The organism is Bradyrhizobium sp. SZCCHNS30572 (genome assembly GCF_032484415.1).
Lineage (GTDB): Bacteria > Pseudomonadota > Alphaproteobacteria > Rhizobiales > Xanthobacteraceae > Bradyrhizobium.
In genome coordinates, this window is record NZ_JAUESY010000002.1 from 177514 (window position 1) to 194675 (window position 17162).

Annotated in this window: 18 protein-coding genes and 1 tRNA gene; 16 read left to right on the forward strand and 3 right to left on the reverse strand. The window is 66.7% G+C overall.

Going from position 1 to position 17162, the window contains the following annotated elements:
* Positions 1-10 precede the first annotated feature (10 nt).
* The 7 genes from nrdR to QX048_RS05810 all read left to right on the forward strand — a co-directional run bounded on the left by nrdR (position 11) and on the right by QX048_RS05810 (position 6940).
* On the forward strand, positions 11-496 hold the full coding sequence (nrdR, locus tag QX048_RS05780) for a transcriptional regulator NrdR (RefSeq protein WP_006612773.1): 486 nt from the start codon (positions 11-13) through the stop codon (positions 494-496).
* Positions 493-1644, forward strand: coding sequence for a bifunctional diaminohydroxyphosphoribosylaminopyrimidine deaminase/5-amino-6-(5-phosphoribosylamino)uracil reductase RibD (ribD, locus tag QX048_RS05785; protein WP_315827205.1), 1152 nt, complete (start codon positions 493-495; stop codon positions 1642-1644). Before nrdR ends, ribD begins: the two co-directional genes overlap by 4 nt.
* On the forward strand, positions 1644-2252 hold the full coding sequence (locus QX048_RS05790; RefSeq protein WP_315752918.1) for a riboflavin synthase: 609 nt from the start codon (positions 1644-1646) through the stop codon (positions 2250-2252). The genes ribD and QX048_RS05790 overlap by 1 nt, the downstream gene beginning before the upstream one ends.
* 182 nt (positions 2253-2434) lie before the next feature.
* Entirely contained in the window at positions 2435-2926 is a 492-nt protein-coding gene (ribH, locus tag QX048_RS05795) for a 6,7-dimethyl-8-ribityllumazine synthase (protein WP_315752917.1), read from the forward strand.
* A gap of 1 nt (position 2927) precedes the next feature.
* On the forward strand, positions 2928-3437 hold the full coding sequence (nusB, locus tag QX048_RS05800; RefSeq protein WP_315752916.1) for a transcription antitermination factor NusB: 510 nt from the start codon (positions 2928-2930) through the stop codon (positions 3435-3437).
* A gap of 187 nt (positions 3438-3624) precedes the next feature.
* Positions 3625-4617, forward strand: a complete 993-nt coding sequence (gene thiL, locus QX048_RS05805) for a thiamine-phosphate kinase (protein ID WP_315827204.1) — start codon at positions 3625-3627, stop codon at positions 4615-4617.
* A gap of 202 nt (positions 4618-4819) precedes the next feature.
* Positions 4820-6940: a sodium-translocating pyrophosphatase gene (locus tag QX048_RS05810; RefSeq protein WP_315827203.1), complete on the forward strand. Its 2121-nt coding sequence runs from the start codon at positions 4820-4822 to the stop codon at positions 6938-6940.
* A gap of 85 nt (positions 6941-7025) precedes the next feature.
* On the opposite strand, the gene QX048_RS05815 is transcribed toward QX048_RS05810, so the two are convergent.
* From QX048_RS05815 to QX048_RS05825, 3 genes are all read right to left on the reverse strand, one after another.
* On the reverse strand, positions 7026-8108 hold the full coding sequence (locus QX048_RS05815) for a DUF2336 domain-containing protein (RefSeq protein ID WP_315827202.1): 1083 nt from the start codon (positions 8106-8108) through the stop codon (positions 7026-7028).
* 219 nt (positions 8109-8327) lie between these two features.
* Positions 8328-9335, reverse strand: coding sequence for a tripartite tricarboxylate transporter substrate binding protein (locus QX048_RS05820; protein WP_315752914.1), 1008 nt, complete (start codon positions 9333-9335; stop codon positions 8328-8330).
* Between the two features lie 156 nt (positions 9336-9491).
* The gene (locus tag QX048_RS05825; protein ID WP_315711452.1) at positions 9492-9953 is read right to left on the reverse strand and encodes an outer membrane protein assembly factor BamE; all 462 of its coding nucleotides are present in this window, start codon (positions 9951-9953) and stop codon (positions 9492-9494) included.
* A 129-nt stretch (positions 9954-10082) separates the two neighbouring features.
* On the opposite strand from QX048_RS05825, the gene QX048_RS05830 reads away from it, so the two are divergent.
* The 9 genes from QX048_RS05830 (at position 10083) to QX048_RS05870 (ending at position 17116) form a co-directional block, all read left to right on the forward strand.
* Positions 10083-10619: a ubiquinol-cytochrome C chaperone family protein gene (locus QX048_RS05830; protein ID WP_315711454.1), complete on the forward strand. Its 537-nt coding sequence runs from the start codon at positions 10083-10085 to the stop codon at positions 10617-10619.
* A gap of 4 nt (positions 10620-10623) precedes the next feature.
* Positions 10624-11250 (forward strand): DUF177 domain-containing protein, encoded by a 627-nt coding sequence (locus QX048_RS05835; protein ID WP_315827201.1) that lies wholly within the window; start codon positions 10624-10626, stop codon positions 11248-11250.
* A 319-nt stretch (positions 11251-11569) separates the two neighbouring features.
* Positions 11570-12631 carry a phosphate acyltransferase PlsX gene (gene plsX / locus QX048_RS05840; protein ID WP_315752912.1) on the forward strand — a complete coding sequence of 354 codons (1062 nt, stop codon included), beginning with the start codon at positions 11570-11572 and terminating at the stop codon, positions 12629-12631.
* Positions 12628-13602, forward strand: a complete 975-nt coding sequence (locus tag QX048_RS05845; RefSeq protein WP_315711459.1) for a beta-ketoacyl-ACP synthase III — start codon at positions 12628-12630, stop codon at positions 13600-13602. Before plsX ends, QX048_RS05845 begins: the two co-directional genes overlap by 4 nt.
* Positions 13603-13734: 132 nt before the next feature.
* Complete coding sequence (locus tag QX048_RS05850) at positions 13735-14091, forward strand: integration host factor subunit alpha (RefSeq protein WP_315711462.1); 357 nt, start codon at positions 13735-13737, stop codon at positions 14089-14091.
* A gap of 135 nt (positions 14092-14226) precedes the next feature.
* A complete protein-coding gene (locus tag QX048_RS05855) occupies positions 14227-14790 on the forward strand; it encodes a MerR family transcriptional regulator (protein WP_315711463.1) in 564 nt (187 codons plus the stop codon).
* 203 nt (positions 14791-14993) lie between these two features.
* Positions 14994-15071 (forward strand) — tRNA-Pro (locus QX048_RS05860).
* A gap of 186 nt (positions 15072-15257) precedes the next feature.
* Positions 15258-16133, forward strand: coding sequence for a class I SAM-dependent methyltransferase (locus QX048_RS05865; protein WP_315827200.1), 876 nt, complete (start codon positions 15258-15260; stop codon positions 16131-16133).
* 101 nt (positions 16134-16234) lie between these two features.
* The gene (locus QX048_RS05870; protein WP_315752910.1) at positions 16235-17116 is read left to right on the forward strand and encodes an AraC family transcriptional regulator; all 882 of its coding nucleotides are present in this window, start codon (positions 16235-16237) and stop codon (positions 17114-17116) included.
* Positions 17117-17162 lie beyond the last annotated feature (46 nt).

Sequence of the window (17162 nt, forward strand, 5' to 3'; positions counted from 1 at the left end):
TGAAGCCACAATGCGCTGCCCGAGCTGCAACAGCCTCGATACGCAGGTGAAGGACTCCCGCCCCACCGAGGATTCCTCGGTGATCCGGCGGCGGCGGGTCTGCGTCACCTGCAATTTCCGCTTCACGACCTTCGAGCGGGTGCAGCTGCGCGAACTGACCGTCATCAAGCGCAACGGCCGTCGCGTGCCGTTCGACCGCGACAAGCTGATGCGCTCGGTGCAGATCTCGCTGCGCAAGCGCTCGGTCGATCCGGAGCGGGTCGAGAAGATGGTGTCGGCGATCGTGCGCGAGCTCGAGAGCGGCGGCGAGTCGGAGGTGTCCTCGGAGGCGATCGGCGAGATCGTGATGGAGCATCTGCGCGATCTCGACGACGTCGCCTATGTCCGCTTCGCCTCGGTCTACCGCAATTTCCGCGAGGCCAAGGATTTCGAGGCCGTGCTCGGCGAGCTCTCGGCCGAGGACGAAGCACCGCGCCTCGCGCCGGTCCGCAAATGATCTTCCGGGTTCTGGTCGATCAGGTCGGCGAGAAGCTGAAGGCGCAGAAGGACGCCGACCGCCGCTTCATGCAGCTCGCGCTGTTGCTCGGCCGTCGTGGGTTGGGGCGGACTTGGCCCAATCCCGCCGTCGGCGCCGTCGTGGTCAAGGACGGCGTGATCGTCGGCCGCGGCTGGACCCAGCCCGGTGGACGCCCTCATGGCGAGCCCGAGGCCTTGAAGCGCGCCGGCGAGGCCGCCAAGGGCGCCACCCTCTACGTGACGCTCGAGCCGTGCTCGCATTTCGGCAAGTCGCCGCCTTGCGTGGACGCGGTCATCGCAGCCGGAATCAACCGCGTCGTCTCGGCGATCGAGGACCCCAATCCCGAGGTCGCAGGGCAGGGGCATGCTAAGCTGCGCGCCGCGGGCATTCAGGTCGAGGTCGGCCTCTGCTCGGCGGACGCCAAGCGTGATCATGCCGGCCATTTCCGCCGCATCAGCGACGGACGGCCGCACGTGATCCTGAAGCTCGCGGTCTCCGCCGATGACAAGATCGCAGCCGCCGGCAACAAGCCGGTGGCCATTACCGGCGAGGCAGCACGGACGCGCGTGCATGTGCTGCGGGCCCAGAGCGACGCCCTCCTGGTCGGGGTGCGCACCGCGATCGCCGACGATCCGCTGCTGACCTGCCGGCTGCCGGGCATGGAATCCCGCTCGCCGGTCCGGATCGTGCTCGATCCGATGCTCCGGCTTCCGGCCGCGAGCCGATTGATGCAGTCCGCGCGCACGACGCCGCTCTGGCTCGTCGCGTCCGAGGTGGCCGAGCCGGCTACCGCGACCCGGCTGGGCGCCGCCGGTGCGCAGGTGATCCGTGTCCCGCCGCAGGCCGACCCGTCGGCGCTGGAGCCGCCGGCCGTGCTCAAGGCGCTGGCGGAACGCGGCGTCACGCGTCTGATGATCGAAGGCGGCAGCCGCGTCGCATCATCTTTCATGGCAAGCGGCCTGGTCGATGAGATCTGGCTCCTGCGCGGCCCCGGCGAGATCGGAGCTGACGGGATCGCTGCGCTGGACGCATTGCCGCTGACCGCAATCACGCAGTCGCCGGCCTATCGCGTTCGTGCTAGCGAGACGCTCGATCCCGATACCCTTACGATTTACGAGCGCGCCTAATGTTCACAGGCATCGTCACCGACATCGGCGAGATCGTCAGCCTGACGCCGCGGACCGAAGGAAAGCTGCATCGGCTGCGCATTGCCTGCCACTATGATCAGGCCGGCATCGCCGATGGCGCGTCGATCGCCAATAACGGCGTCTGCCTCACGGTCGTGCAGTCCGGCGTCACCGATGGAAAGACCTGGTTCGAGGTCGATGCCGCCGCGGAGACGCTGGCGCTGACCACCGCCAAGCACTGGCGCGTCGGCACGAAGCTGAACCTCGAGCGGGCGCTGAAGATCGGCGACGAGCTCGGCGGCCACATCGTCTCCGGCCATGTCGATGGCATTGCGACCATCGTCAGCCGAGAGAACCTGCCGGACATGGCGCGGTTCGTTTTCAGGACGACGCGGGATCTGGCGCGCTTCATCGCCACCAAGGGCTCAGTAACCCTCGACGGCGTCTCGCTCACGGTCAACACCGTCGACGAACTGGTCTTCTCGGTGCTGATCATTCCGCATACGCTGTCGGTCACCACGCTGTCGTCCTGGCAGGCCGGCAGCGAGGTCAATCTCGAGGTCGACCTGATGGCGCGCTATGCCGCGCGCCTCACGGAAATGAAGTAGCCTCGAAGGGGGCTTTCCGTCTTGGCTTTGCGGGCGCTCGCGCCTACAAGGCCAGCCCTCATGGCGAGGAGGCGCCGATGTGTCGTCTCGCAGCATGAGGCCGATTTCATCTCGCCCTTCGCGACGCGGCCGGATGGCCGCTCCATTGGGGCGAGGCACCTGAAGACAATGGAAACAGAACCATGGCAGACGCACGGCGCGCGCCGCTCAAAGACCAGACCGACATCTCCGGCGCCCGCGCGCTGATCGTCGAGGCCCGCTTCTACGATGACCTTCAGGACGCCCTGCTGGAGGGCGCCACCGCCGAGCTGAAGGCGGCGGGCGTGGGCTATGATGTTCTCACCGTCGCCGGCTCGTTGGAGATTCCGGCGACCATTGCCATTGCGCTCGATGCTGCCGCGAAGGCCGGCAAGCCCTATGACCTCGCGATCGCGCTCGGCTGCGTCATCCGTGGCGACACCATCCATTTCGAGATCGTGTCGCAGGAATCCTCGCGAGCCCTGATGGATCTGTCGGTGGCGCGCGGCCTGCCGCTCGGCAACGGCATCCTCACCGTCAATAATGAGGACCAGGCGTGGGCGCGCGCCCGCGTCTCCGAGATGAACAAGGGCGGCGATGCCGCCCGCGCCGCGCTCGCCGTGCTGCGCATCAAACGCCGTCTGGCGCGAGGCTGACATGGCCGAGAGCAGCAACAAGCCAATCAAGGGCCCGGTCCGTGCCGGCGACCGCAAGGCCAATCGCCGTGGCGCCGCCCGTCTCGCCGCCGTGCAGGCGCTCTACCAGATGGACATCGCAGGCGCCGGCATCAACGACGTCCTGGCCGAGTTCGAGAGCCACTGGCTCGGCAACGAGGTCGAGGGCGAGCAGTATCTGCCGGCCGAGGCTGCGTTCTTCCGCGACATCGTCTCCGGCGTGGTGCGCGACCAGACCAAGATCGATCCGGTGCTCGATACGGCGCTGGAGCGCGGCTGGCCGCTGCAGCGGATCGAGGCGATCCTGCGCGCGGTGCTGCGCGCCGGCGCCTATGAACTGGAGCGACGCAAGGACATTCCGGCGCGGGTCGTCGTGTCCGAATATGTCGACATCGCCCATGCCTTCGTCGAGCGCGACGAGACCGGCATGGTCAACGCGGTGCTGGAGCAACTCGCCCGGCAATACCGCGCCGACGAGATGGGGCCGAAGTAGCGATGGGCGGCGCCGGAGCACGATCGCTGCGAACCGGCGCGATGCCAGTCTCTTTCCTCGACTGTCATCACCCGCGACGGCGGGTGATCCCGTATTCCACAGACGTTCAAGGGATACGGAAGGGCCGCGGCGTACTGGATCGCCCGGTCGAGCCGGGCGATGACAGCAGAGTGTGGGGGACGAGCGCGTGACCCGCGAAGCCTCCGGCGAAGATTCCCTGATCGCCCGCTACTTCAAGCCGCTGGCGACCGACCCCGGCGCGTTCGGCCTCCTCGACGATGCCGCGATCATTCCGGCCAATGGTGACGACATCGTCGTCAAGACCGACGCCATCGTCGAAGGCGTCCATTATCTCGCCAACGATCCCCCCGACACCATCGCGCGTAAGGCGCTGCGGGTGAACCTGTCCGATCTCGCCGCCAAGGGTGCGGTGCCCGCCGGCTTCGTCCTGACGCTGGCGCTGCGCGAGAAGGACGACGCGTGGCTGTCGGAGTTCGCGCGTGGTCTCGGCGAGGACGCGGCGGCGTTCGGCTGTCCGCTGCTCGGCGGCGACACCGTGTCGACGCCCGGTCCCGTGATGATCTCGATCGCGGCCTGGGGGAGGTTGCCCAGGGGTCGGATGGTGCATCGCTTCGGCGCGCGTCCCGGCGACCGGGTGATGGTGACCGGGACCATCGGCGACGCCTTGCTCGGCCTGCGTATCCTGACGGGCACAGCCGAGGCCACGGCGCTGGCCGACGATGCCGCCGCGCGGGATATGCTGATCGGCCGTTATCGCACGCCGCAGCCGCGCAATGCGCTGGCCGCGGCCGTGAGAGACTGCGCGACCGCCTCGATGGACGTCTCTGATGGCCTCGCAGGCGACCTGACAAAGCTCTGCGCCGCCTCTTCCGTGAGCGCCGACATCGCGCTGTCCGATATTCCACGATCGCCGGCAGCGGCGAAGCTGCTTGCTGTCGGGGCCGCGCAGCTTGAAAGCATGATCTCCGGCGGCGACGATTACGAGATCCTCTGCACTGTTCCCGCAGCGCAATGCGCAGCGTTCCGTGCCGCAGCCGAGACGGCGGGCGTTGCCGTCACCGACATCGGCGCCATCGTCGAAGGGGCGCGAGCCCCGCGCTTCCTGGACGGGCAGGGCCGTCCCGTCACACTGACGCGTTTGTCCTTCAGCCACTTCTGACACCTATTTGCACCGCACAATGCGACCAAAGAAGCGTCTGAATTTGGAGCGGTTCAGGCGTCGCGGCGTTGCGTCATCATGGCGATTTTGGCAAGCTTCATGATGTTCGAGGCGGCTCCGCCCGGAGCGGCCTGACAGGGGGCGTGCGTCGCACCATCGCGGCGTGACGTAGTTAGAAAAAGCAAAGAGCCGAGGAAACTAAATGTCAGCTTTATGGGTGATCGTGCTCTGCGGAGCGCTGTCGATCGTCTATGCGATCTGGGCCACACAATCGGTGCTCAGCGCGGACGCCGGCAATGCGCGCATGCAGGAAATCGCGGCGGCCGTGCGTGAGGGCGCGCAGGCCTATCTTCGCCGCCAATATACGACGATCGGAATCGTCGGTGTCGTGATCTTCGTGCTCCTTGCGTATTTCCTCGGCATGCTCGTCGCGATCGGCTTTGCGATCGGCGCGATCCTCTCCGGCGCGGCCGGTTTCATCGGCATGAACGTCTCGGTGCGCGCCAACGTCCGCACGGCACAGGCGGCCATCACCTCGCTCGCCGGCGGCCTGGAGCTCGCCTTCAAGGCCGGCGCCATCACCGGTCTGCTCGTGGCCGGTCTCGCGCTGCTCGGCGTCACCATCTATTTCGGCATCCTCACCGGCTTCATGAAGCTCGCACCCGACAGCCGCACCGTCATCGACGCACTGGTCGCGCTCGGCTTCGGCGCCTCGCTGATTTCGATCTTCGCCCGTCTCGGCGGCGGCATCTTCACCAAGGGTGCCGACGTCGGTGGTGACCTCGTCGGCAAGGTCGAGGCCGGCATTCCCGAGGACGATCCGCGCAACCCCGCGACCATCGCCGACAACGTCGGCGACAACGTCGGTGACTGCGCCGGCATGGCCGCCGACCTGTTCGAGACCTATGCGGTGACCGCGGTCGCCACCATGGTGCTGGCGGCCATCTTCTTCGCCAAGTCGTCGCTGCTGACCAACATGATGACGCTGCCGCTCGCCATCGGCGGCATCTGCATCATCACCTCGATCGCCGGCACCTTCTTCGTCAAGCTCGGCGCCAGCCAGTCGATCATGGGCGCGCTGTACAAGGGCCTGATCGCGACCGGCGTGCTCTCGCTCGGCGGCGTCGCGCTGGCGATCGCCTGGCTGATCGGCTTCGGCAAGCTCGATGGCGTCGACTACACGGGCACGGCGCTGTTCATGTGCGGCGTGGTTGGCCTCGTCGTCACCGGCCTGATCATCTGGATCACCGAATACTACACCGGCACCGACTTTCGCCCGGTGAAGTCGATCGCGGCCGCCTCGGTCACCGGTCACGGCACCAATGTGATCCAGGGCCTCGCCATCTCGATGGAGTCGACTGCGCTGCCCGCGATCGTCATCATCGCCGGCATCCTGGTCACCTACAGCCTCGCCGGCCTGTTCGGCATCGCGATCGCGACCACGACGATGCTGGCGCTGGCCGGCATGATCGTCGCCCTCGACGCCTTCGGCCCGGTGACGGACAACGCCGGCGGCATTGCCGAGATGGCCGGCCTGCCCAAGGAGGTCCGCAAGTCGACCGACGCGCTCGACGCGGTCGGCAACACCACCAAGGCCGTCACCAAGGGCTACGCGATCGGCTCGGCCGGTCTCGGCGCGCTGGTGCTGTTCGCGGCCTATAACCAGGACCTGCAGTTCTTCATCGCGGATTCGGCGCACCATCCCTATTTCGCGGGGATCAAGCCGGACTTCTCGCTGAACAACCCGTATGTCGTGGTCGGCCTGCTGTTCGGCGGCCTGCTGCCGTATCTGTTCGGCGCGATGGGCATGACCGCGGTCGGCCGTGCCGCCGGCGCGATCGTCGAGGAGGTGCGCCGCCAGTTCCGCGAGAAGCCCGGCATCATGCAGGGCACCGACAAGCCGGATTACGGCAAGGCCGTCGACCTGCTGACCAAGGCGGCGATCAAGGAGATGATCATTCCCTCGCTGCTGCCGGTGCTGTCGCCGATCGTCGTCTACTTCCTGATCTACGCGATCGCAGGCGGTGGCGCGGCCGGCAAGTCGGCAGCGTTCTCGGCCGTCGGCGCCATGCTGCTCGGCGTCATCGTCACCGGCCTGTTCGTCGCGATCTCGATGACCTCCGGCGGCGGCGCCTGGGACAACGCCAAGAAGTACATCGAGGACGGCCATTTCGGCGGCAAGGGCTCCGATGCTCATAAGGCTGCGGTCACCGGTGACACCGTCGGCGATCCCTACAAGGACACCGCGGGCCCCGCGGTGAACCCGATGATCAAGATCACCAACATCGTGGCCCTGCTGCTGCTGGCGATCCTCGCGCATTGAGGCGCGCCGACGCGTCTTGACGAGCGAAGACCCCGCGGCGCGAGCCGCGGGGTCTTTTCATGAGGCTGTGTTGTTTGGTTGTTTGCTACTCGGCCGCGCGCTGCCGCGTCCGATAGCTCTGCAACGCGCTCTGCGCGGTCCGCGGCTGCAGTTGCGAGAAGCTCGCCAGATGCTGGTCGAGCTGCGGGCGCGCGCTGCCGCTGGCGCTGGCCTGCATGAACAGCAGCGTCGTCGTCGTGACCCACGACAGATCGAGCGCCTTGGCGAGCACCAGGAGCTGGTCCGGCTGGTTGCGCACGAAGGCGCGCTCGACCACGTCGAGCGGCAGCTTGCACATCAATGACAGCGCCAGCGTGACCTTGTCGAAGCTGGCTTCCTTGGCGAAGCCGTGCAGTTGCGCCTCGTGGAGCTGGCCGGTCGCGTGCAGCAGCTCGACATAGTCCCTGGCGGTGACGAAGTCGGCCGAGCGTGTCCGCGCGGCGGCATGCAGATGATCCGAAGCCTGCGCCACGGCGAGCTCGACGATCTCGGTCCGCGCCGCGTCGGCGCTGGCGAGCTGGCTGCGCACCGCGTCGGAGGCTTCGACGAACAGCCGAACCAGCACCTCGCGTGGGCTGTCGGGTCGACTCCAGAGTTTCAAGGCGAGGCCGGGATCGTCGGACGCCTTCGTCACCAGGCCGGAGAAGCCGTGATCGGAGAAGCGCGCGCCGCCATTGTTGGCGGTGTTCGAAACGACGGCCTGATTGCCGCGATCGACCAGAACGTCGGTGACGGATTCGGTGAGGATCTTGCGGTCGGAGATTGCGAGCAGATGCTCCTGGCCCTGGGTCTGCGCGGTCGCAACCAGGATCTCGTCGTCGAGCCGGTCGCTCTGGCGCAGCACGGGGCCTGCCACCGCAATCGTCTCGTCACTGGCGAGCAGCCGGAGCAGCCGCGGCGGTGCATCAGGCAGGACCGCGAGCCGGCTGCCGAGCTGCGCCCGCGCCGCAATGGCGACATTGTCGAGCAGCTTGGACAGCACGTGGTCGAACAGATCGACATGTTCTTCGTTGAAACTGCCCGAGCCCACGACGAACAGGTCGGTGACGCGCTCCAGGATCTCGGTGCGCCGGGAGACGTAGCGGCTGGCGAGAATGTCTTCGAGCTGATGGAGGACGCTGTTGGGCAAGGCACGGCTCACGCGATGGACGACGCCGACGCCTGCCCCTCGGACGATGATCGGACCGCATCCACGCGAGGTTGTCGGCCCGGCATCCGCCGACGGTATCTCGCAACCAGATCAAAGACACGCGGCTGCCACGTATCGCATCATCCCGCTTAAGGTGCCGTTACACCACGACCCCCCATTCCAATGCTCCGCCGAGATGCGGCGCCGCCGGGCCCAGGGCTATTTCACGTCCATCTGCAGGCCTTCCTTCTGGATGATCGACGCGAATTTGGCTGTCTCGGCTTGGACGAAGTCGCCGAACTGCTGCGGCGTGCCGTAATCGGCCCGCGCGCCCATCGCGGCGATATTCTTGCGGATGTCCTCGCGCTCCAGCATCGCCTTGACCTGCAGGTTGAGCGCGCTGACGATCTCGGGCGGGCAGGCCTTGGGCAGGAATACGCCGAACCAGGACGAGACGTCGAACTTGGCCAGCTCCGGCGCGCTTTCGCGCATCGTCGGCAGGTCAGGCGCATTGGCGCTGCGTTCCGGCGTGGTGACGCACAGGCCAGTCAGCTTGCCCTCCTGCACCTGCGGCAGCGATGGAAACAGATTATCGAACAGAATCTGAATGTCGCCGGCGAGGGCGGCCTGCAGCGCCGGGCCGGCGCCGCGGAACGGAATGTGCGTCATCTTCAGCCCGGTGAGCTGCAGGAACCAGGCGCCGGTCAGATGCGGGCTCTGGCCGACGCCGGACGAGGCGTAGTTCAGCTTGTCGGGATTGGCCTTCAGAAAAGCGATCAGCTCCGGGATCGACTTGAGGCCGGTCGAGGGATGCGCCGAGACGATGTTGGGGATGCGGATCATGTTGGAGACCGCCTGCAACTGATCCGGCTTGTAGGCGAGGTTGCGGAAGATCGAATAGGCGATCGCGTTGGGACCGGGGTTGCCGATCAGGACCGTATGGCCGTCGCCCTTGGTGTTGCGCGCGACCTCGGCGGCGCCGATCGTGCCGCCGCCGCCGGAGCGATTCTCGACCACCGCCGATTGTCCCCACGCCGTCTGCAGATGCGCGGCCAGCAAGCGTCCCATCACATCGGTGCTGCCGCCGGGCGCGGCGGGCACGATCAGCTTGACCGTCTCGGTCGGACGCCAGTCGGCGAGACTCGCGCGCGGCAGGATGGCGGCTGTGGACAGCGCGGCGGCTCCGGACAGCAGCTTGCGGCGCGACAGCGCGATACGAAGAGCCAATGATTCCTCCCTGCCTGTGTTTTGCGGCAGGGTAGGGAAGATTGCGGCGCCAGAGCAAGCAGGCGAATGGCGCACGAGCTGCGCCAATCAGCGCAGTTCACCGGCTTTGTGCCGTCACCCGGAAACATATTCCGGACCGCGGCGATCGGGCCCGGATCAGTTGAAGCTGAGCAGCTTGAACAGCGGCGTCAGGTAGCTGAGCTCCTGGCCGGAGGTCGGCGTCGTGCGGCTGACGAAGTCGAAGATCTTGCCGTCCTTCATACCGTAATTGGCGAGGCGGCGGACCTGGCGGTTCTTGTCGAAATAGATCGCAATGACGCGCTGATCGACCACCTTTTGGTTCATGAAGGCAACCGGGCGCTCGGCCCGCTGGGAGATGTAGTAGAACACCTCGCCGTCGAGCGTCGCCACCGTCGAGGGCGTGCCCATCACGATCAGCACCTGGTCCTGGCTGGCGCCGATCGGGATCTGCTCCAGCGCGCCCGGCGGCATGATGTAGCCCTTCTGGAACTGCTCGCCGGTGCAGGCGCCGAGCGCCAGGCAGGTCAGCGCGATCGCACCAAGGGTGCGCAGACGGGAGCTCAGGCCACGGGAGAGCAGGCGGGCAGTCGTTCGCATTGTCTGGGTCATCTTCTTCAGATCGGATCCCGTCCCCTTGCGTCGGGCAGGGCGTTGACGTACCGGGCAAACTTGCGGATTGCAACATGCCCCTGAACAGGGTCAGGGAAACTCGACCGCGGAACCGTCATGCTCTGGCCATTCAACCATCTCAGGAAATCCCGACCGTCCCCGCGCGGGACCATCGAGCCGATCTATGGCACGATCGTGGCACAAACCCGAGACCCGTTGTTTTATAGACACTTGAATGTCCCTGACACGGTCGACGGGCGGTTCGATCTGCTGATTCTGCACCTCTGGCTGGTGCTGCGGCGGCTGCGCGGGGTGGGATCGGACCTGTCGCAGGCGCTGTTCGACCGGTTCTGCGACGACATGGACGACAATCTGCGCGAGATGGGGGTGGGGGATCTCACCGTGCCCAAGCGGATGCAGAAGTTCGGCGAGGCGTTCTATGGCCGCACCGCCGCCTATGACCTTGCCTGGTCCGAGAGCGAGGCCCGGCTGGCGGACGCATTGCAGAAGAATATCTTGAACGGGGAGCATCCGGACAGCGCGGCCGGACTTGCCGCCTATGCGGCGCGGGTGGCCGCGCACCTCGCCGCTCTCGACGACAACAGGCTGCTCGGCGCCGGCTGGAGCTTCCCGCGGCCGGTTCAGCAGGACTAGCGACATGACCAGAGACAGAGACACCTCGCGCGAAACGGCGCGAGACCCTTCCAAGGACCCCTGGCGGGCACCGCCGGTGATCGTGGCGCAGATTCCGGATGCCGGCCTGCATCGCGAGATCGAGGCCGACGAGGCCACGCGCAACGCGCTCGCCGCGATTGCCGATCTGCGCGAGGTCATCTCGGCCCATGCCTCGTTCGACGTCGTCCAGAAGCGGGACGGCAAGGTGCATGTCGAGGGCCGTGTGCAGGCCCGGATCGGTCAGACCTGCGTCGTCACGCTGGATCCGATCGAGATCGAGATCGACGAGCCGATCGACCAGATGTTCGCCCCGCCGGAGCAGATTCCGGAGCTTGCCGATCTGGTCGAGGACGATCCCAACAGCGAGGTGGAGACGGCCGATCCGCCGGAGCCGATCATCGGCGGGCAGATCGATCTCGGCCGGCTCGCCGCCGACGCGCTGCTCCTGGGGATCGATCCCTATCCGCGCAAGCCGGGCGCCGTGTTCGAGCAGCCGGTGGCTGCGGCCGCCGAGCCGGAGGACCATCCCTTCGCGGCGCTGAAGGCGCTGAAATCGGCAGATGCCGCCGGGCCGGGCGCGGTCAAAGCGAAGAAAACGGGTGAGGATTGACGCGCCGTTGGGCAGGCCGGAAACGATCGATCCTGTCACAAAGCCTCTCGAAATCCTCTCAAGCTGCTGATTTCGATGGCAAAGGCGGGTCCCTGCCGGCCCCGGCCCGGCGCGGCGGTTGCAAAATGCATCGCTCCCGGGAGGTTGTTTCGACACGGAGAGACGCTATTGTCGCGCCCGGGTCGGGGTGCGACGAAAAGGCCCGGACGGCCTCTGGCCCGTCCATCGGCCGCGCAATGCCTCTGAACGACCGCCAAACACGGCCAACCAAGTCAAGGCCAAGACGAGACAAAGCTCGAGATCAGGTTTCCGGGACGTCATGCCTCAAAAGGTTCGAATCGCGCTGGACGCCATGGGCGGGGATTTCGGCGCGGCCGTCGTCATCCCCGGTGCCGCGATCGCGCTGAGCCGCCATCCGGATGCAGAGTTTCTGCTGTTCGGCGACAGTGCCAAGATCGTTCCCGAGCTCGACCGGCATCCGCGGCTGAAGGCGGTCTCGCGCGTCATTCACACCGATGTCGCCGTCAGCATGGAGGACAAGCCGAGCCAGGCGCTCCGGCGCGGCCGCAAGACCTCGTCGATGTGGCTCGCGCTCGAGGCGGTGAAGAAGGGAGAGGCCGACGTCGCCGTGTCCGCCGGCAATACCGGCGCGCTGGTGGCGATGGCGCGCTTCTGCCTGCGCACGCTGGACGGGATCGACCGGCCGGCTCTGGCCGCGATCTGGCCGACCGCGCGCGGCGAATCGGTGGTGCTCGACCTCGGGGCAACGATCGGCGGCGATGCCCACCACCTGGTCGCGCTGGCCGTGATGGGCGGCGCGCTGGCGAGCGTGCTGTTCAACAAGCCGAGGCCGACCGTCGGCCTTCTCAACATCGGTGTCGAGGAGATCAAGGGCCATGAGGAGATCCGCGAGGCGGCCGAGCAGCTGCGCGCGATGAACCTGCCGCAGCTCGACTATATCGGCTTCGTCGAGGGCGACGGCATCGGGAAGGGTGCCGCCGACGTGGTCGTGACCGAAGGCTTCAGTGGCAACATCGCCTTGAAGACGGCCGAGGGCACCGTCCGCCAGGTCACGGATTTCCTGCGCGGCGCGATCCAGGCGAGCTGGCTTGCCCGGATCGGCTATCTGTTGGCCCGCGGCGCCTTCGCCGCTTTGCGGGCCCGGCTCGACCCGCGCAAATCCAACGGCAGCGTGGTGCTCGGCCTCAAGGGCATGGTGGTCAAGAGCCACGGCGGAACCGATGCCGAGGGCTTTGCCTCGGCGGTCAGGGTTGGCTATGAGATGGCCCGCTACGATCTCCTGACCAAGATCAATCAAACACTCAATCCCGACGGCGGCGCGCCAGCGTCCGAACCCGTCGCCCAGGAGGCTGTCTCGTGACAATTCGTTCGGTCGTGCTCGGCTGTGGCTCGTACCTCCCGCAGCGGGTCGTGACCAATGCCGAGCTGGCAAGCCGCATCGAGACCTCGGACGAGTGGATCGTGCAGCGCACCGGCATCCGTGAGCGCCACGTCGCAGCCGACGGCGAGTTCACCTCGCATCTGGCGATCAACGCGGCTCGTGCCGCGTTGGCCGCGGCCGACGTCGATCCGCAGTCGATCGATCTGATCGTCTTGGGCACCTCGACCCCGGACAACACCTTTCCGGCGACTGCAGTGGCCGTGCAGAACGGCCTCGGCATCCATCATGGCGCGGCGTTCGACCTGCAGGCGGTGTGCTCGGGGTTCGTCTATGCGCTCGCGACCGCGGACAATTTCCTGCGCAGCCGCTCGTTCAAGCGCGCGCTGGTGATCGGCGCCGAGACCTTCTCGCGCATCCTCGACTGGAACGACCGCACCACCTGCGTGCTGTTCGGCGACGGCGCCGGAGCGCTGATCCTGGACGCTCAGGAGCAGGGCGGCACGGCAGCCGATCGCGGCGTATTGACCACGCATCTGCGCTCCGACGGCCGTCACAAGGCCAAGCTCTATGTCGACGGCGGTCCGTCCTCGACCCAGACCGTCGGGCATCTGAGGATGGAAGGCCGCGAGGTGTTCAAGCACGCCGTCGGCATGATCACCGACGTGATCGTCGACGCCTTCGATGCCACCGGCCTGTCGGCCGAGACCATCGACTGGTTCGTGCCGCACCAGGCCAACAAGCGAATCATCGACGCTTCGGCGCACAAGCTGCACATCGCGCCGGAGAAGGTGGTATTGACGGTCGATCGGCATGGAAATACCTCCGCTGCCTCGATCCCGCTGGCGCTCGACGTGGCCGTCAAGGACGGCCGCATCAAGAAGGGCGACGTGGTCTTGCTGGAGGCGATGGGCGGCGGCTTTACCTGGGGCTCGGCTTTGGTGCGCTGGTGAGCCTGCCGCGCGGCGGGATTACGCCTGAGATTGGCACTACGGCCTGTACTTCTATTCACGCTGCTGTTGACCACCGCCGCTTAACCTCTTAATTTCCGGAGCGAATTATTCGCCGTGAGTTTGGGGCAGGCGATGGCGGGAACCGGAAAAACAGTCACACGCGTCGATCTCTGCGAGGCAGTCTACCAGAAGGTGGGACTGTCGCGGACGGAGTCGTCTGCGTTCGTCGAGCTGGTCTTGAAGGAGATCACCGACTGCCTCGAGCGCGGCGAGACGGTCAAGCTATCGTCCTTCGGGTCGTTCATGGTGCGCAAGAAGGGACAGCGCATCGGACGAAACCCGAAGACCGGCACGGAAGTGCCGATCTCGCCGCGGCGGGTCATGGTGTTCAAGCCGTCCGCGATCCTGAAGCAGCGCATCAACGGCCAGCAGGGCAGCGGCAAGATGAACGGCGAGGCCAGCGCCGAGTTCGGCGCCGAGCCGGATTAGGGTCGAGGCCGTCGCCCCGCCGCATGTCGGCAGGGCCGTGCCGAACGCGTATCGTTCGTCCCGCGTATAGTTCGTCCAATCTTTTCAGCGTAGTCTCCCACTTTCTTGTCAGCACGGTCGAAGGGGAACGGGCATTTGGACAAGGCGCCGGATGCGTTTCGGACGATCAGCGAGGTCGCGCAGGAGCTCGACATTCCGCAGCACGTGCTGCGGTTTTGGGAGACCCGGTTCGCCCAGATCAAGCCGATGAAGCGGAGCGGCGGCCGGCGCTATTACCGGCCCGACGACGTCGACCTGCTCAAGGGCATCCGGCGTCTGCTCTATGGCGAAGGCTACACCATCAAGGGTGTGCAGCGCATCCTGAAGGAGCACGGCGTCAAATCGGTCCAGGGACTGGCCGACAGCTCCGCCGCGGTCTCGTTCGGCGCGATGGAGGAGACGCTCGGCCAGGCGATGATGGAAGAGGAGCCGATCGGCGAGGCCGAGGTCGAATCGGAGGACGAGGAGGAGGAAGCTTCCGACGAGGAGGGCATCGACTTCCGCTTCGTCGACACCGAGGACGACATCCTCGACACCTTCCGCGTCGGCCCACCGACCCGCGCCGGCATGAAGCCGGAGGAGCGGGAGAAGCTCCAGGGCGTGCTCAAGGAGCTGCTCGACTGCCGCGCGCTGCTCGACCGGGCGATGAGGGAGGTCTGAGGGGGCTGGTCGTCAGAATGCGCCAGCATGGCGGCAGGTGTCCGTTGCATTGAGCCACGCCGAGCAGCCGCGAGTCGGCTGTGCACCCTCCACCGTTCTGGAAGGGGGCGAAGGGCGACGATCTCCGCTCCATCCGATCACGCCATGAAACCCTTCCGCCGTGCCTTGCATCCCGCCCCGATCACGGCTAGAGGAACGGCCATCGGAGCGTGGCGCAGCCCGGTTAGCGCACTAGTCTGGGGGACTAGGGGTCGTGGGTTCGAATCCCGCCGCTCCGACCATTTTCTCAAATCGCTGTATTTGACGTCGGCCGATGCGGTTTTGCGCGCACCTGCCACGACCGCTTCGTCCGTGAGATTGGCTTTTCAAGCTGCAGACCGCCCCCTAAACTCCCCGAACTGGGCGCCGCTGGACACTGTTCGAGCCGGCTCGTTTCATTTGTGAACTTTGTTGCCGAGACTTCCCTCATGGACGCCGCCGTCGCCGACATCTCCTTTGGGCATTTCGAGAACGCCGAGCAGATCGCCTTCTGGAACGGTACGGGCGGCGGGCGCTGGGTCGCGCGCCGCGCCGAGATCGATGCGCTGCTGGCGCCGGTGCAGGAGGCGCTGCTGGAGCGCGCGGCAATTCAGGCGGACGAACGGGTGCTCGACATCGGCTGCGGTTGCGGGGCGACCTTGATCGCGGCTGCCGAGAAGGTCGGCCCCGGCGGCAGCGTGCTCGGCCTCGACGTGTCCGCAGCCATGCTGACCGCGGCCCACGAGCTCGCCCCTGCCGATGCGCCGGTGAGCTTCGTGCAAGGCGACGCCATGGTGCACCACTTCAAGGCCGCGAGCGCCGATCTCGTGATCTCGCGCCTCGGCGTCATGTACTTCGCCAATCCGGTGCGCGCCGTGCTCAACATCCGCAATGCGTTGCATTCGGAGGGGCGCGTCGCGTTCGCCTGCTGGGGCGAGCTGCGCGACAACCCGTGGGCGCTGGAGCCGCTGCAGGCGGCCTATGACCACGTGCCGAAGCTGCCGGGCTTGCCGCCGCACGCGCCGGACGATTTCGCGTTCGGTGCTCCCGAGTGGATGGAGACGGTGACGACCGATGCCGGGCTGCGGCGCATCCGGCTCGAGCGTCACGACATCGCGCTCGACTTCGGCGCGGGCGCCGGCCTCGATAGCGCGGTGCAGACGGCGCTCGCGATCGGGCCCGCCGGCCGTGCCGTGGCCGGGCAGCCGTCCGAGGCGGTGGAGGCCGCGACGGCCGCCGTGAGGAAGGCGTTGGCGCGCTACGCCAAGGGCCCGGGCGTCATGGTGCCCGCTTCGTTCTGGACCGTGACGGCCGTCGATCCGTGAAAGTCGGTCTTGATCACTGCGTCCCGTGACAAAGTCGCAAGATCGGTCGAGCGCGTCATGTCCGCCTGCGCTTAGCTGCAGCCGCCACGGAGCAGGGAACGATGAAGGCGGCGCTGCGAAACTACCATGCGCGGATGCAGCGGGTGCTGGATCATATCGACCGGCATCTGGAGGATGATCTCGATCTGGACGCGCTGAGCAGCATCGCGGCCTACTCGAAATATCATTTCCACCGGCAGTTCACGGCGACCTTCGGTCTGTCCGTGAATCGCTACATCCAGCTCGCCCGCATGAAGCGGGCGTCCTATCAGCTGGCCTACAGCGATGCCCAAAGCGTCACCGAGGTCGCGATGGAGGCCGGCTACGACGCGCCGGACGCCTTTGCCCGCGCCTTTCGGCAACGGTTCGGGCAATCGCCGTCATCGTTCCGGAAATCTCCCGACTGGGAGCCGTGGCTTGCGGCCTTCGGGCCTCTCGACGACGCAAGGAGCAAGCTGATGCGGACGACCTATACCCCTGACGACGTGACGATTCGCGAGGTGCCGACCACGCCGGTGGCGATCATGGAGCATCGCGGCGACCCGGCCACGCTCGGCGCCACGATCCAGCGCTTCATCGCCTGGCGCAAGGCCGCCGGCCTGCATCCCCGAGCCAATCCAACCTTCACGGTCTGGCGCTCCGAGCGTCGCCCGGCCTCGCCTGCCGACTACAGCGTGGACCTTTGTGTCGGGACCGACCAGCCGGTCGAAACGCAGGACGCGACAATCAGGGCCGGCGTGATCCCCGGCGGACGCTGCGCGGTGCTGCGTGTCGTCGGCAACACCCACAATCTGGAGCCGGCCGCGCTGTTCCTCTATCGCGACTGGCTTCCGGCCAGCGGCGAGGAGGCGCGTGACTTCCCGATCTATTGCCAGCGGCTGAACTTCTTCCCGGAGGTTCCCGAGCACGAAATGGCTGCGGACCTGTTCCTGCCGCTGAAATAGCGCCTGACGGCCGGATCCATCCTAAAAACTTGCAGCCAGGAGCCTT

Coding starts and splice junctions, on each gene's coding strand:
- QX048_RS05865 (WP_315827200.1), top strand. CDS start 15,258: ATGGACGCCGCCGTCGCCGACATCTCCTTTGGGCATTTCGAGAACGCC.
- ribD (WP_315827205.1), top strand. CDS start 493: ATGATCTTCCGGGTTCTGGTCGATCAGGTCGGCGAGAAGCTGAAGGCG.
- QX048_RS05790 (WP_315752918.1), top strand. CDS start 1,644: ATGTTCACAGGCATCGTCACCGACATCGGCGAGATCGTCAGCCTGACG.
- nusB (WP_315752916.1), top strand. CDS start 2,928: ATGGCCGAGAGCAGCAACAAGCCAATCAAGGGCCCGGTCCGTGCCGGC.
- QX048_RS05830 (WP_315711454.1), top strand. CDS start 10,083: ATGCTCTGGCCATTCAACCATCTCAGGAAATCCCGACCGTCCCCGCGC.
- plsX (WP_315752912.1), top strand. CDS start 11,570: ATGCCTCAAAAGGTTCGAATCGCGCTGGACGCCATGGGCGGGGATTTC.
- QX048_RS05835 (WP_315827201.1), top strand. CDS start 10,624: ATGACCAGAGACAGAGACACCTCGCGCGAAACGGCGCGAGACCCTTCC.
- QX048_RS05870 (WP_315752910.1), top strand. CDS start 16,235: ATGAAGGCGGCGCTGCGAAACTACCATGCGCGGATGCAGCGGGTGCTG.
- QX048_RS05850 (WP_315711462.1), top strand. CDS start 13,735: ATGGCGGGAACCGGAAAAACAGTCACACGCGTCGATCTCTGCGAGGCA.
- nrdR (WP_006612773.1), top strand. CDS start 11: ATGCGCTGCCCGAGCTGCAACAGCCTCGATACGCAGGTGAAGGACTCC.
- ribH (WP_315752917.1), top strand. CDS start 2,435: ATGGCAGACGCACGGCGCGCGCCGCTCAAAGACCAGACCGACATCTCC.
- QX048_RS05810 (WP_315827203.1), top strand. CDS start 4,820: ATGTCAGCTTTATGGGTGATCGTGCTCTGCGGAGCGCTGTCGATCGTC.
- QX048_RS05825 (WP_315711452.1), bottom strand. CDS start 9,953: ATGCGAACGACTGCCCGCCTGCTCTCCCGTGGCCTGAGCTCCCGTCTG.